Origin of the sequence: Flavisphingomonas formosensis, from assembly GCF_009755815.1 — a bacterium.
GTDB classification, from domain to species: Bacteria; Pseudomonadota; Alphaproteobacteria; order Sphingomonadales; family Sphingomonadaceae; genus Flavisphingomonas; species Flavisphingomonas formosensis.
In genome coordinates this window covers 365,768-380,913 of record NZ_WRPK01000007.1, presented here as the reverse complement: position 1 = coordinate 380,913, position 15,146 = coordinate 365,768, and the positions used below count along the sequence as shown (strand labels likewise).

Genomic DNA, 15,146 nt, shown 5'->3' with positions numbered 1-15,146 from the left:
CCCATACTGGCCCGCAGCTATGGCGCTGCTCATCGAGGCCGGACAGATGACAGCATCCGACTACCTGCCAATCCACCCCGATTTACCGCTTGCATCCGAAGGGGCGTCCACAGATGCCGTTTAGAGTGATGGATCCAACGGCAGCTCTTATCAGGAGCCGACATTTAGCGGTCGTCTGGCCGGTATCGCACACCGACCGAAACGGGCCGATTGCGGGCGGACCTGGAGTCGGCGAAAAACCACCTACTCCGACGGCGCCGGGCGATCAGGCAAGTACTGATCGAGCCAGCCGTCCATTTCCCGATAGCGCCGCATAGAGGCCGCGCTGCTACCCGGATTGTGCCCATCATCGACGAAACGGACCATGCGTGCCGGCACGCCGTTGGCCCTTAGCAGCGAAAAGAGGAATTCGGACGATTGAGGATCGATGGCCCCCTTATCCGGGTTTCCGACCATGATCAGCGTCGGCGTGCGTATGCGTACTCCGTCGATGAGATAACCTCCAAAATATGCTTCCGGATTTTCACCGAGAAGCTCGCCCGTTGTCCCGATACTCACCGGTGCACCCGCATAGTCACCGGTCATCATGGCCAGATTTTGCGCCAGCGCGCCAGGCGGGATCGGGTCGTGAAGAATGGCCGCCGTGAAAAGGCTGGTCCGGGTCAGCAGATATTGAACGCGCGCGCCGCCTGCGCTGTGACCGAGAATTGCAATACGACAAGGGTTGACATTGCCCTGGCCGATCAGCCAGCGCACCCCGGACTCGATGTCGGCGGCATCCTGGCGAATCCCCTGCGTATCCCAGTCGCGAGCGGCGTAGCGTTCTGCCGCTATCTGCGGACCATATTCTCCCGACGAGCGATAATTGGGAACAAAGACGATATAGCCCTTGTCCGCCCAGGCATGCCATTCGAGCGGGAGCCGCGCTCGATCGGCGAGTACACCGGATAGATAGAGCCGAGCCGCGGGTCCGCCGCCGTGCACATCGACGAACATCGGATATTTACGCTTGGGATCAAAACCGGGCGGCAGGAACAACAGGCCGTGCAGCATCGGCCCGTCAGGTGTTTTCCAGCGCACCTGCCTGGCGGATGCGAGCCTGAAAGCGCGCGCCGGCTCCACCAGCGTCGCAAGCGTCATTTCGGACCCGGATGCCACAGCGAGGACGCGCAGATCGCGGTGACCCAAAGCGTCCTCGGCGAGATAGGCAAGCCATTTGCCGTCGGGCGAGACGCTGAGGTCGTAGCGGCGCTCATCCCCCTTCGAAATTTGACGGACACGGCTATGAAGATCGACGCGGTAAATCTGGCTGAACGCCCCGTCGCGCGCGGTCAGAAAAAGGGCGTCGCCCGACGGCGCCCAGTCGAAATCGCTGACATAGAGCGAGGTCGTCAGGCGGCGAACCTTGCGCGTGCGGATGTCGAGCAGGCTGAGGCTGTCGAAATCGTCCCAACGCCGATTGTCGACATCTGCGGTGAAAGCGATCGACCGTCCGTCAGGCGACACGCGTAGCGCGCCGAGCTGCATCAGTCCCGGCTGCGTGTAAAGGTCGGTGGAGCGCCCCGACACCGGGTCGAGCGCACGGACCATTGTGCGCGACCGGTGGCCGTACCAATGACCTTCGAGCGGCATGAAATAGAAATCACCGCCCTTCCCCCATCCTCCGCGATAGGCGGCGTCTTCGGCGATGTCGAAGGCGCGCAAGGCCGCAGGAGCATCGACCCGGCCGATCCGCACGCGTGATTTCATCATGGCTTGTTCGGTGCCGCCAGAGCCGAAGCGGCGATCGGCCTCAGCGCCGACGTCGACGAACCGTACGCCATCCGCTTCGCTGACGGAGGTGGTCTTCGACGCGCGTGGCGGATCGGCTGATTCGAGGAATGCAAAGGACCGGCTATCGCGCGCCCACATCGGCGGCGAAAGCGCGACGAAACCTTGCTCTGCCGAGGATGCGATCGGCTCGGCCTTGCCCGTCCGCACATTTTTGAGCCACCACCGCTCCCCGCGTAGCAGCAATATCCAGCGGCCATCGGGCGAGAAGATCGCCCGCTCGGCCTTTTCAATAACGCGGCGGGTGCCCGTGGCGAGGTTCCATTCGACAATCTCCGCCTCTTCGCCCGGCTCCTGCCAGATCGCGATCAGCCGGCCCGGCGCCGACCAGCCGAGGTCGCTGGCCGAAGCCGCGTTGAAATCGACCGCGTCCTGCATCGAAAGCAGCGGCAGTTCCGCAGTTTCGGCGGCAACGCGCGGAGGCAGGAGAAGCAATGCCGCCACAAGCGCGGCCCACCGCGACAACCGCCGAGCGCTCACCACCGCTTCGTCACCTGCAGCGCAAAATAGCGCCCGAGCGGGCTGGCATTGGCGGGGTCATAGCCGAGACCGAAGTCGCTGCTCGCAAACAGCGGCGGCTTTTTGTCGAACAGATTGTCGATGTTGAAGGTCACGCTGACGCCGCGCAGCGGGCCGGGATTGTCGAACTGGTCGCCATCGATGCGCGCGGTCAGATCGATGGTCGTCAGCGAACCGATCCTGCGCTCGGGCGACGTGAAGCTATCGCGATAATCGTCGACATAGTTCAGATATCCGAACAGAGCAAAGGCGCCGTGCGTCCAGCTCGCCGACCCCCGAACCCGGAAATCGACGAGTTGCCCGGGAGTATTGAGCCGATTGACGGCGGGGCTGAGCGGAGTGATCTTGCGCTTGCTGTTCAGATAATAGGTCCCGTCCGCGCCGATTGAGAACTTGTCCGTCGCCGATCCGAAACGGAGGTCAATCTTGGTGTCGACCCCGTCAACCTTGTCCGAGCCGATGTTCGCCCGGCGATTGTCGAATACGACCAGCCCCGGCGCGATATCGAGCAGATTCTGCGTCGCGGGATCGAAGTCGATGTCGGTCATGTTGATGAAGCCCGACGCCCCGAGGTCGCCGGAGAGAGCGCTTTCGATCACCCTTCGGGCATCGCTGTCCGCAGGCATGCGGTTGACCAGCGAGCCGAAGAAGGCTTCGTCGAGAAGGGCGCTGCCCGTATCCTCGATCGGCTGGTCGATCCGGTGGCGATAGTCGATCGAGAAATAGGAAGCGGAGACGGTCAGCCATGAGGCCGAAGGTGGCGAATAATCGAAGCCCGCGCTCCAGGTCGTCGCCCGCTCGGGCCGCAACGCCGCATTACCGCCGAGCCAGATCAGCATCGGCGTGACACCTCCCGTTTTCGGATCGGGCACATATTGCAGAAATGCCTGGTTCGACTGCGAGAGCGTCAGCAACGGCGGCGCCCGAAACGCTCGCGAATAGGCACCGCGGATCGCCAGGCCCGCGGCCGGTTTCCATACGAGACCCGCCTGTGGATTGAAGGTGCTGCCGAAATCGCTGTAGCGATCGGAACGCCCAGCCGCCGAGAATTCGACCTCTCCGCCGCCGATGTCGAAAGGAACGATCAGCTCGCCGAAAGCCGAGGCGATATTGCGGTCGGCGTTCAGCGTCGGGTTGGTCAGCTCCTCCTTGCGATATTCGGCGCCGAACGCGGCCTTGACCTCGTGCGCGCCGATCGCGAATAGTGCGCCCTCGATCACAGCCGATGCTTCGGTCAGCCGCGCCGAAGTTTTGCGGTACCGTCCGCCGAAGCTGTCCTCGACATTCTCTCGATTGCGCACCGCGCCATGGTTACCTGAAACATCGAGGTGCCATCCGCCGCCCAAATCGACCTTAGCGCCGAGCACCGCGCTATATTGTCGGCTCCGAATTCTGGAATTCTGCGTAAAATCGAAGAAGGGCGACGTATAGTCGAGTACGGTCCGCTTGAGGTCGCTCGTATAGAGCGCGTCGCCGTAGATCTCGACCGCATCAGCGATCCGGTAGTGCCCAGCAGCATAGAGTGAGTGCCGCTTGCTGTCGGGCCGCGCATCGAAGCGGCGGAGCGACACGTCGAACGGCGACGGACCGCCGAGCCCCGCCCGCACGATGTCGAAATTCCTTTCGCGCCGGAAATCATAGGCAAGGACCAGCCCGCCGCGCTCGGACTTGATCCCGCCGGTGTGGCTGATACCGATCCGTTCGCCGCCTTTGGCAGCACTGCCGAGATAGAATTCGGACTCCATCCCTTCGAAATCCTGCCGGGTGACCAGATTGACCACACCGGCAACGGCGTCCGAACCATAGATTGCCGATCGGCCGCCGGTCACGATCTCGACACGGTCGACGATGGCAAGCGGGATCGCCGAAATGTCGACGACGCGGCCGTCGACATTACCCGCGCGGCGATGACCGTTGAGGAGGACAAGCGTCGATTCGGCCCCGAGCCCGCGCAGGCTGATTCCAGTGGTGCCCTGCCCGTTGGAAAGGGCAAGGTCCGAAACCCCCGTCCCGATCGAGGCATCGGCAGACATCTCGCGTGAGTTCTGCGGCAGATCGTCGAAGATATCGGCGACCGATGCATAACCGCTGTTGCGGATCTGATCGCGCCGTATTGTTATCGCGGGTACCGGCACGTCGACACCGGGAATCCGCGTACCGGTGACGATGATTTCGGCGCTCTCGCTATCGGCCGCGGCGCTTCCGGCCTCGCCTTCCCCCGGCACGATCGCGATTGCCCCCGACGCATCGACCCGAAAGGTAAATCCGGTCCCGCGCAGCAGACGCGCCAAAGCCGTGTCGGCATCCAGCGTTCCACGCACGCCGTCCGAGCGTACCCCGCTAATATCGTCGGTCCGGTAGAGGACCTGCCTACCCGACTGCCATCCATATGCATCGAGTGTGGACTTGAGCCCACCGGCGGCAATGTCGTAGCTGCGGCTCTGGGCCTGCGCGGGCGTCGCGACCGCGCAAATGCTCGTCGCAAATATGGCGACAAGGCTGGGTTTCTTCATGGCTTCCCCCTGTTCGGCCGCGTGGTCGCGCCCTCGAACGGTAGGACAGTCGGGCGTCACAAAGCCGTAACGTTTCAGCTGGAAATTTTGATCGCGTCGGGGGTCATCTCGACATGCAGCCCGTAAGCATCGCGCAGCAGCCGCGCGAAGGCTTCGACATTGGATGCCTGGAAGTTACCCCCGATGCGGATTCCGGCAGCAGCGGCATCGGTGACGATGACCGGCCGGCGATGATAGCGGCTGAACTCGGCAGCCGCGTCGGCGAGCGTCGTCCGGTCGAAGCTCAGCATGCCATCGCGCCACGCGAGCGCGTTCTCGACACGCGACTCCGATAGCTGGGTGACGAGCGTCGAGCGGCCCTCGCTGATCGCCGACATGCCGCCGGTGATCATCGTCGCCGAGGCAAGCCTTCCGTTCCTGGCCGGATTCTCGTCGATTCGAACGCGTCCCTCGAGGACCGAGACGGATACGTCTCCGCCGTCGCGCCGGACCGAAAATTTAGTCCCCAATACGGTGATCGTTCGCGCGCCGGCATGAACGACGAAAGGACGGCGGGGATCGTGCTTCACCTCGAAATACGCTTCGCCGTCGTCGAGCCAGACTTCGCGGTGATCGGCTGCCGAAGCCGCGCGGATCACGCTTCGGGTGTTGAGCTCGACATGGCTGCCGTCCGCGAGCGCCAGGTCCTTGCGTTCGCCGATTCCCGCCCTGTAGGTTGTGATCGCCAGCGTCTGTGCGGAAGGCTCGGTTGGGAACGGGATCGACCCGATCCAGAATGCGGCCACGAGCGAAGCGGCGAGCGCGACCGGCATCCCATAGCGGATCAGGGCTTTGTGCGGAGCGGCCGGAGCGGCGGGAATGCCCAGCGCCCCGACCCGGTCGGCATCCTTCCAACTATGCTTCAGACGCCAATAGGCCGCCTTGTTGCCGTCGGATGCAGCAAGCCAAGCGTCGAACGCAGCTTGTTCCTCATCCGAAAGCTCGCCGTTTTCGCGGCGAATGATCCACGCGGCCGCTGTGTCGCGAGCATCCTCCGCGCGGCTCATGCACCATTCTCCTTGCGCACTTTCCGGGCAAACTTCTGCCTTATGATCTTTCCCGAACCGCCAAGCATGAAGTCGGCCAGCGCTTTCATCCCCATCGCAAGTTGCCGCTCGACCGCATCGATTCCAATGCCGAGACGCGCCGCGGTTTCCTGCGTATTGAGCCCATCAACCTTGCGCAGCAGCACGATCTGGCGGACGCGCGGCGACAGTTGGTCGATCCCTTCCTGCGCACGCTTCAGCGCCTCGCGCGCCAAGACATATCGTTCGGCGGTCAGCATGTCGGGGTCATGCCTTACCGCTTCGAGATCGGACACCAAGTCGAAGGAAACGATGCGCGACCGCTTCGCGCGATTGATCAGATGGTTGCGCGCGATCGCGAACAGAAAGGCCCGTGCGTTATCCGGCAAGCCTCGCCGCGCACCGGTGATCGCCAGTTCATAGATATCATGGCGCAGATCAACGACATCCTCGCCGACGCGCCAGTTGTTGCGGATGAAGCTGGTAAGCGCACCCTCGTTCGGCAGCACCTCGCTGCAGAACCATGTTTCGAGAATGTCGTCACTAACCATCGGCGCGCTTGTCCCCAAGGGGGCAACATATCCCCATTCTATCGGAGGAAGACAATTGGGCGCATAAAATCCGTAATGCTCATATGGACAGGTTGGGGAGCCGGCAAATTGCAGTCATTTCGGAATTAAGCGAACACTGCCGATTTGAATCGAGCGGTAACCGGGAGCAGACTGAGCGGGTTTTGTGGAGGCGTCCAATGGTCGCTTGTGCGAGGAGCGCTTGAACAAACACCGGTTCTCTTCGCTGTGCGTGCCGAGACGGACCATCGAGGCATGGCGGACGGACTACAACACCATGCATCCGCACGGCAGCCCCGGCGGTATGGCACTTGCCAAATTTACCCGCTGCCCCCGCCAAGGGCACGAGAACACCGAAGCTAACTCATCACCGGCCTGAAGACGGGGAGCAGATCAGATAAAGCACGACTTGGCGGACTAAAAACGCGGGCTCGTTGGCGATCGAGGGCAATCAGACGGCTCGATCTACTTCGGAATTACGTCTGCTTATGGCGTCAGCCGCCGTTTAGGCAGTTTCGTTGGATGGCGCATTCTGATCGGTACAAGCCTAAAGGCTGCTTCTTCGCGTTACATCGGCGAGCGTTTCAGACGGCCAATCTGGCCATTGGAGAATGATTATGGAGACGCCTGAAACAGAGCCCACCGCTATCAAACGCCAAGTCTGGAATGCGGGAAAAACCGTTGGCGCAAAGCGTGCTTTGAAGCCGAAGCAAATCTGGGAGATCCGCTTTTACCTCAATCAGCACCGCCGTTTGCGGGATCGAGCGCTCTTCGATCTGGCAATCGACAGCAAGCTTCGGGGCTGCGATTTGGTGCAGATGAAGATCGGCGACGTTGTCAGTGGGGGCAAATCCGAACGCGCGCGATTGTGATGCAGCAGAAAACAGGTCGGCCTGTTCAATTCGAGCTGCTGCCCGATGCTCGAACCAGTCTGCTGACATGGCTCGAACGGCGAGGCGGAACGGTGAACGATTACGTTTTCCCGAGCCGGGTTGATCACAATGGGCATCTCAGCACCCGGCAATATGCCCGCCTTGTTGATGAATGGGTGGCTGGGGTCGGCTTGATGCGAAGTGAATATGGTACCCACTCCCTTCGCCGGACAAAGGCGTCGATCATCTATAGGGCTACCGGCAACCTTCGTGCCGTCCAGATCCTTCGCGGGCATAGCAAGATCGAAAACACGGTACGCTATCTCGGGATTGACGTTGAGGACGCGCTTGCCCTCGCTGAGAATACCGAAATTTGAAGGAAGGGCTCCTCGCCTCTGGCGAGGAGCCCTTCGACGCGGTAACCTGCTTCTCCAGGGCCGGCATTCTCAACGCTTGCGCAGTTCCCCTTACTGCGCTGCTATCCACTTCTAAGGTTTAGCGAAGGAATCATCTCATCAGCTTGCGCATCGTGATCGTCGATGACACTGGTGCGCGCGCCTCCGTGCTGGAGGAGGGCTTGCGGGATGCCGGTTACGACGACATCCACCTCGTGCCTCCGCACGGCGCGTTCGTCGCCCGAATTGAGCGGTTGGTACCCGACGTCGTGTTGATGGACCTCGGTAGCCCGAGCCGCGACAGCCTCGAGGAAATGTTGATCGTCAGCCGCGCGCTCGCCCGCCCAATCGCAATGTTCGTCGATCAGTCGGATGAGGCGATGATCGGCGCGGCGATCGATGCCGGCATCTCGGCCTATGTCGTCGATGGTTTGCGCAAGGACAGGGTGAAGCCGGTGCTGGATCTCGCCATCCGCCGCTTCAACGCCTTTGCCCGGATGCAGAGCGAGCTTCAGGAAGCCAAGTTAGCTCTGGCGGAGCGCAAGACGATTGATCGCGCGAAGGCGATCCTGATGGAAACACGGGGGCTCACGGAGCCGGACGCCTATGCGCTGCTCCGATCGACCGCGATGAATCAGGGCCGTCGCATCGCCGAGGTCGCCGACGCGCTGATCACCGCGAGCAGCCTGCTGGGAGGCAAGCCTTGACACCGCTTTCGATCGCCTTCGTTCCCCTGACGGACAGCGCGCCGCTGATCGCCGCGCGCGAGAAGGGCTTCGCTGCAGAGCAGGGTATAGACCTCACGCTCGTCCGCTCCGAATCCTGGGCGACGCTGCGCGACCGACTCGTCTACGGGCAGGTGCAGGCTGCCCACATGCTGGCGCCGCTGGCAGTCGCCGTAACGTTAGGCTTGAGCCAGCATCCCTGCGCGCTGTCGACTCCGTTCAAGCTCAACACCAATGGCAACGCGCTCGTCATGTCGACGGCGTTCGCGGCGGCGCTCGATCCGGACCTTACCCGCCGAATCGACGATCCGATCGCGACCGCCCACGATTTCGCCGCGGCTATCGGCCTGCACCGCCGCAAGCCTGTCATCGGCGTCGTCCATCGCTTCTCCAGCCACGCGCTGATGCTGCGTTACTGGCTGGGCTTCGCCGGCATCGACCCCGATCGCGACGTGACGCTCCGCGTCCTCCCACCATCGCTGATGACCGAGGCACTGAAGGCCGACGAGATCGATGGCTTCATCGCCGGCGAACCGTGGAATACGGCCGCGACGGCCGAGGGCCTCGCCGAATTCGTCTTCGCCGGCGTCCGCATCTGGCAGCGCGGGGTCGAGAAGGTCCTGGCGCTGCGGAAGGACTGGATGGAGGCCAATGCCATGACGGTCGATCGCCTGTTGATCGCGCTCAGTCGCTCCGCCGCCTGGTGCGACGATCCCGCCAACAAAGCGGAACTGGCCAGCTTGCTGGCCCGCGCCGAATATGTCGGCCGCTCGCCCGACATTCTGCTCCCGGCTTTAACCGGGGTGATCGTCCCGAAGCAGGGGCATTCGCCGCTGGCCATCGCCGATTTCATCATGTTCGGGCGGGAGGCGTCGGGCTTTCCGTGGCGGAGCCAGGCTCTCTGGATCTATTCGCAGTTCGTACGCTGGGGCCTCGCGCCGCACGACGCCGCGAGCGAACGTGCCGCAGCCGAGGTTTTCCGGTCCGACATTTACCGCCGGGCGCTTGGGGCAAGCGGACAGCCAATGCCGGGCGCCAGCCTGAAGCTGGAAGGCGCGCTGACTGCACCGCTCGCGGTCGGTTCGCATGCGGGCACGCTGACGCTGGGCCCGGACCGCTTTTTCGACGGGCGGGTGTTCGATCCCGATCATCTCGGCGACTATATCGCAGATTTCGGCGCCCACTGAATTTTTGCACTTGCGTAAAGTGCGCCCGTAACGGACACTAGTTCCATCGCGCGATGTTGCGCGGTCCGCGAGTCTCGCTCCAGCGTCGGGGTAGACTCCACTACCAAACCAGCAGAGCCGCTGTCCGGCCACGCGTTTAGCGCGGGGCCCGGAGGCGGCTTTTTTCGTGTCTCGAACAGATCGATACGGGGGGACTCGCACATGGCTACCAGCTTCTGGGAAGGCGACGGTGTCGCCGACGATACGAATAAGAGTGCGTTCTGGAGTGCAGGCCACCGCCCGACACTGATCGCCGCCTTTCTCTATTTCGACCTGGCCTTCATGGTCTGGGTCCTGCTCGGGCCGCTTGGGCCGGAAATCGCCAAGACCCTCCACCTCACCCCGGCGCAGAAGGGGCTGATGGTCGCGGTACCGACGCTGGCGGGCGCCATGCTGCGCCTCGTCAACGGGCTGCTTGTCGACCGGATCGGGCCCAAGCGCTCGGGCGCGATCAGCCAGCTGATCGTCATCGGCGGGCTGCTTTCGGCCTATCTGCTCGGCGTCAACAGCTTCGGCGCAACGCTCGTGCTGGGCGTAGTCCTGGGTTTTGCCGGCGCCTCCTTCGCGATCGCCCTGCCGCTCGCCAGCCGCTGGTATCCGGCCGAGCATCAAGGCAAGGCGATGGGGATCGCCGGCATGGGCAATTCGGGCACCGTGCTCGCTTCGCTCTTCGCGCCGACGCTCGCCAAGCTGTTCGGCTGGAACGCGGTGCTGGGCCTCGCCTGCATCCCCCTCACGATCGTATTCGTCACCTATCTGATTATGGCGAGGGACGCGCCCAATGCGCCTGCGCCGAAGCGGATCACCGCCTATCTGGAGCCGCTGAAGCAGGCCGATGCCTGGTGGATGATGCTGTTCTACAGCGTCACGTTCGGCGGCTTCGTCGGCCTCGCCGCCTCGCTGCCGATCTACTTCACCGATCAGTTCGGGCTGACGACGGTGATGGCGGGCTATGCGACGGCGGCCTGCGTGTTCGCCGGGTCGCTGGTCCGCCCGATCGGCGGCACGGTGGCCGACGCGATCGGCGGCGTGAAGACGCTGAGCGTCGTCTACGTGATCGCAGCCCTCGCTTTGGCCGGCGTCAGTGTCGCGCCGACCGTGCAGAGCGCGCTCGGACTGTTTGTCGTCGCCATGCTGGCGCTCGGTGCCGGCAACGGCGCGGTGTTCCAGCTGGTCCCCCAGCGCTTCGCGAAGGAGATCGGCGTCATGACCGGGCTGGTCGGCATGGCCGGTGGCATCGGCGGCTTCTATCTCGCCTCCAGCCTCGGGCTCGCCAAGCAGCTGACCGGCAGCTTCGCGCCCGGCTTCCTGATCTTCGCTGGACTTGCGATCGTGGCGGTCCTCTGCCTGACGACGATCAAAGGTCGCTGGCGGCAGACGTGGGAAGCGGCGCGGAACGGCATCCGCATCTGACCTGAAGCACTGGGCGGGCGGCGTCAGGGAGGCCCCGCCCGCCACCAAGGGGACTGATATGAAAGCCTTTTACGCAACGGCGGCCGCGCTGGCCGTCGCAGGGCCCGCTTGTGCCCAGGACATCGCGCTGAAGCCGCTCGTCGACCTGCGCGCCCGCTTCGAGACAGTCGATCAGGACGGTCTCGCCCGTGCTGCTAACGCCCTGACCTTCCGGCTGCGAGGCGGCCTGCAGGCGAGTTCGGGCCCGCTTTCGGCGCTTGTCGAGGGGCAAGGGGCGGTCGCGGTGATCAATCACTATTATGACGGACTGCACGGCGCAGCCATCCGGCCTCTGATTGCCGATCCGAACGATATCGCGCTGTATCGCGCCCAGCTCCAGTACAAGACCAGAGATGTCACGTTGACCGCCGGGCGTCAGCGAATCGTCCTCGACGACGAGCGCTTCATCGGCGCCATCAATTTCCGCAACAACGGTCAGACCTTCGATGCCGTCCGGGCCGAGATCACGCCGCTCAAGGGACTGAAGGCGGACGTCAGCTACATCTGGAGCGTCCGCACCATCTGGGGCATCGACGGTGTCGGCGCGCGGCAACTGGCCATCTCCGGCGACACCATCCTCGCCAACCTGTCATACGCGATCCCTGTCGGCACGCTGACCGGCTTCGCCTATCTGATCGACGAGCACGAGGCGATCGTGCAGGGCTATCGCCTGTCGAACCAGAGCTATGGCGTCCGGTTGGCCGGTTCCCGGCCGCTCTCCAAGGTGGTCAAGCTCAGCTACCAGTTGAGCTACGCGCGCCAGTCCGACTATCGCAACAATCCAAACAATTACACCGCCGATTATTATCTCATCGACGCGGCGCTCGACGCGCGGGGCGCGAAGATCGGCGGCGGCTACGAGGTATTGGGCGCCGGACACGGCAACGCCGCCGGTGTCGCGCTGGACAGCTTTCAGACTCCGCTTGCGACAGCCTTCAAGTTCCAGGGCTGGGCCGACAAGTTCCTGACCACTCCGCCCAACGGCGTGCGCGATCTCTACGGCAGCGTCGGCTATGGCTGGAAAACAATCGGACGTTTCAAAGGCGTGTCGGTTCAGGCCATCTATCATCGCTTCGACAGCGACAGGCTGAGCCAGCATTACGGCAACGAGATCGACGTTCTGGGCTCCGCAAAGCTCGGCAAGACGACACTGTCGGTGCGCTATGCCGATTATCGCACGAAGAAGTTCCTGACCGATACGCGGAAGGTGTGGCTTCAGGCTGACTGGGCACTCTGATCTGTGCCGCGCCGCAAAAAATCGCTTGCAGCGCGGCTTGAATCGCAGCATTCTGCGAATGTGAGGGCAACGATGCCCTATCATTCCATAGCCCTGTTTTTCCGCTGATGGATCAGCATGGGCGCGTCGCCTCCGGTGGTCCGCCGCCGGTTCACGATTTTGGCAAGGTCGCCATTCCGACTTCGGTTCACCCCGAGGTCCGGATGGCGGCCTTTTCGCGTTTTTGGAGCTTGTCATGGGGGTTCACGAGCGGATTGCTGGCGAGGGGGTGGGCGGCGGGCCCGATGGGCGCGCGCACCTCGTCGTCGTGGGCAATGGCATGGCCGGGTGCCGCGCGGTGGAGGAATTGCTGGCGCGCGATCCGGGCCGCTATCGGGTGACGATCTTCGGCGCCGAGCCGCACGTCAATTACAACCGCATCATGCTCTCGCCCGTGCTAGCCGGCGAAAAGACGTTCGACGACATCGTGATCAATGGCCTCGACTGGTATCACGACAACGGGATCGAGCTGATCACCGGCGATCCCGTGCTGGCGATCGACCGCGTCGGCAAAAGCGTCACCGCGCGGTCAGGCCGCACCGTAAGCTATGACAAGCTGCTGATCGCAACCGGATCCGATCCCTTCATTATCCCTGTGCCGGGCAAGGATCTGCCCGGCGTCATCAGCTTCCGCGATATGGCGGACGTCGATCACATGCTGGCGGCCGCCGGCGCAGGCGGCGACGCCGTGGTCATCGGCGGCGGGCTGCTGGGCTTGGAGGCGGCGCACGGCCTCACGCTCAGGGGCATGAAGGTTACCGTCCTCCATCTGATGCCAACCCTGATGGAGCGCCAGCTGGACGAGGCGGCCGGCTGGCTGCTCAAGACCGCACTCGAGGCACGCGGCCAGACGATCCTGACCGGCGCCGACACCGCCGAGATCGTCGGCGACACGGCGGTCGAGGGCGTGCGGCTGAAGGACGGCACGCTGATCCCGGCGAGCCTCGTCGTGATGGCGGTCGGTATCCGCCCGAGCGTGACGCTCGCCCGCGACGCTGGTCTCGACATCGGTCGTGGCATCAAGGTCGACGACCATATGGTCACCTCCGACCCGGACGTGCTCGCGGTCGGCGAATGCGTCGAGCATGACGGGAACGTCTACGGCCTCGTCGCCCCCCTGTGGGACATGTGTCGCGCGTTGGCCGACGGGCTGGTCGAGCAGCATTCCGGCTATCGCGGCTCGGTCACCTCGACCAAGCTCAAGGTGTCCGGCATCGACGTCTTCTCGGCTGGCGACTTTTCCGGCATGGAGGGCGTCGAAGACATCGTGCTGCGCGATGCGTCCCGCGGTATCTACAAGCGCGTCGTCGTCAAGGACGAGCGCATCGTCGGCGCGGTGCTCTACGGCGATACGGGCGACGGCAACTGGTATTTCGATCTCCTGAAGAAACAGGAGAACATCTCGGACATTCGCGATCTGCTGATTTTCGGCCAGTCCTTCGCCTCCGGGGGTGGGCAAGCGGACCCTAAGGCGGCCGTTGCGGCGCTCTCGGACGATGCCGAGATTTGCGGCTGCAACGGCGTCAGCAAGGCCAGGGTCTGCCAGGCGATCGTCGACGGTGCGGTCAGCCTCGATGCGGTGCGCTCCACCTGCAAGGCATCGGCCTCGTGTGGATCGTGTACGGGCCTCGTCGAGCAGCTCCTCTCGATCACGCTGGGCGAGGACTATGGTAGCGAGCATATTGTCAAGACGCTCTGCAAATGCACCAGTTTCGGCCATGACGATGTCCGTCGCGAGATCGTGGCACAAGGTATGCGCGCGATCCCGGAAGTAATGCAGAAGCTGCACTGGTCGACGCCGGACGGTTGCTCGTCCTGCCGACCTGCGCTCAATTACTATCTGCTCTGCGCGTGGCCCGGCGAATATGTCGACGATCAGCAGAGCCGCTTCGTCAACGAGCGGATGCACGCCAACATCCAGAAGGACGGCACCTATTCGGTCGTGCCGCGCATGTGGGGCGGCCTCACTAATCCGCGCGAACTCCGCGCGATCGCCGACGTTGTCGAAAAGTTCAATGCACCGATGGTGAAGGTGACGGGCGGGCAGCGCCTCGACATCTTCGGAATCCGGAAAGAGGATTTGCCTGCTGTCTGGGCCGATCTCAATGCCGGCGGCATGGTCTCCGGCCACGCCTATGGCAAATCGCTGCGCACGGTGAAGACCTGTGTAGGCTCCGAATGGTGTCGCTTCGGCACGCAGGACTCGACCGGCCTCGGCGTGAGGATCGAGCGAATGACGTGGGGATCGTGGATGCCCCACAAATTCAAGATCGCCGTCTCCGGTTGCCCCCGCAATTGCGCGGAAGCCACCATCAAGGACTTCGGCGTGGTCTGCGTGGATTCCGGCTACGAACTCCATGTCGGCGGCAATGGCGGCATCAAGGTGCGCGCCACTGACCTCCTCTGCAAGGTTGCAACCGAGCAGCAGGCGATGGATTATTGCGCGGCCTTCATCCAGCTTTACCGCGAACATGCCCGGTATCTGGAGCGCACGGCGCCGTGGATCGAGCGGGTGGGCCTCGACTTCATCAACAGCCGGATCGTCGACGACGAGGCCGGCCGCGAGGCGCTGACCGCGCGCTTCCTCTTCTCGCAAAGCTTCAGTCAAGACGATCCGTGGGCGGCACGCGCGGCCGGGGCCGAGGCAGAACAACACCAGCATCTGGGTGAATTCCGCCCGCTTGACGCCATCGCAGCGGAGTGAC

Annotated in this window: 10 protein-coding genes and 1 pseudogene; 7 read left to right on the top strand and 4 right to left on the bottom strand. The window is 63.4% G+C overall.

Translation table 11 applies throughout. The annotated features are described in order from the left end of the window. Positions 1 to 243 precede the first annotated feature (243 nt). The 4 genes from GQY20_RS20520 to GQY20_RS20505 form a co-directional block, all read right to left on the bottom strand. On the bottom strand, positions 244 to 2,274 hold the full coding sequence (locus GQY20_RS20520) for a S9 family peptidase (protein WP_157218993.1): 2,031 nt from the start codon (positions 2,272 to 2,274) through the stop codon (positions 244 to 246). A 32-nt stretch (positions 2,275 to 2,306) separates the two neighbouring features. Then, complete coding sequence (locus GQY20_RS20515; RefSeq protein ID WP_157218992.1) at positions 2,307 to 4,862, bottom strand: TonB-dependent receptor; 2,556 nt, start codon at positions 4,860 to 4,862, stop codon at positions 2,307 to 2,309. A 74-nt stretch (positions 4,863 to 4,936) separates the two neighbouring features. After that, complete coding sequence (locus tag GQY20_RS20510) at positions 4,937 to 5,908, bottom strand: FecR family protein (RefSeq protein ID WP_157218991.1); 972 nt, start codon at positions 5,906 to 5,908, stop codon at positions 4,937 to 4,939. Next, positions 5,905 to 6,477, bottom strand: coding sequence for an RNA polymerase sigma factor (locus GQY20_RS20505; protein ID WP_157218990.1), 573 nt, complete (start codon positions 6,475 to 6,477; stop codon positions 5,905 to 5,907). Before GQY20_RS20505 ends, GQY20_RS20510 begins: the two co-directional genes overlap by 4 nt. Before the next feature lie 184 nt (positions 6,478 to 6,661). Between GQY20_RS20505 and GQY20_RS20500 the strand changes: the two genes are divergently transcribed. From GQY20_RS20500 to nirB, 7 genes and pseudogenes are all read left to right on the top strand, one after another. Continuing rightward, positions 6,662 to 6,874, top strand: coding sequence for an integrase core domain-containing protein (locus tag GQY20_RS20500; protein WP_157218989.1), 213 nt, complete (start codon positions 6,662 to 6,664; stop codon positions 6,872 to 6,874). Between the two features lie 238 nt (positions 6,875 to 7,112). Next, positions 7,113 to 7,744: pseudogene (locus tag GQY20_RS20495) on the top strand (tyrosine-type recombinase/integrase). 143 nt (positions 7,745 to 7,887) lie between these two features. Next, positions 7,888 to 8,469, top strand: coding sequence for an ANTAR domain-containing response regulator (locus GQY20_RS20490; RefSeq protein ID WP_157218988.1), 582 nt, complete (start codon positions 7,888 to 7,890; stop codon positions 8,467 to 8,469). Beyond that, positions 8,466 to 9,674, top strand: a complete 1,209-nt coding sequence (locus GQY20_RS20485; RefSeq protein ID WP_157218987.1) for a CmpA/NrtA family ABC transporter substrate-binding protein — start codon at positions 8,466 to 8,468, stop codon at positions 9,672 to 9,674. Before GQY20_RS20490 ends, GQY20_RS20485 begins: the two co-directional genes overlap by 4 nt. A 201-nt stretch (positions 9,675 to 9,875) precedes the next feature. After that, the gene (locus tag GQY20_RS20480; protein ID WP_157218986.1) at positions 9,876 to 11,126 is read left to right on the top strand and encodes a nitrate/nitrite transporter; all 1,251 of its coding nucleotides are present in this window, start codon (positions 9,876 to 9,878) and stop codon (positions 11,124 to 11,126) included. Between the two features lie 58 nt (positions 11,127 to 11,184). Beyond that, on the top strand, positions 11,185 to 12,402 hold the full coding sequence (locus GQY20_RS20475) for an alginate export family protein (RefSeq protein ID WP_157218985.1): 1,218 nt from the start codon (positions 11,185 to 11,187) through the stop codon (positions 12,400 to 12,402). Positions 12,403 to 12,637: 235 nt separating this feature from the next. Then, the gene (gene nirB / locus GQY20_RS20470; protein ID WP_157218984.1) at positions 12,638 to 15,145 is read left to right on the top strand and encodes a nitrite reductase large subunit NirB; all 2,508 of its coding nucleotides are present in this window, start codon (positions 12,638 to 12,640) and stop codon (positions 15,143 to 15,145) included. The last annotated feature ends 1 nt before the right edge of the window (position 15,146 follow it).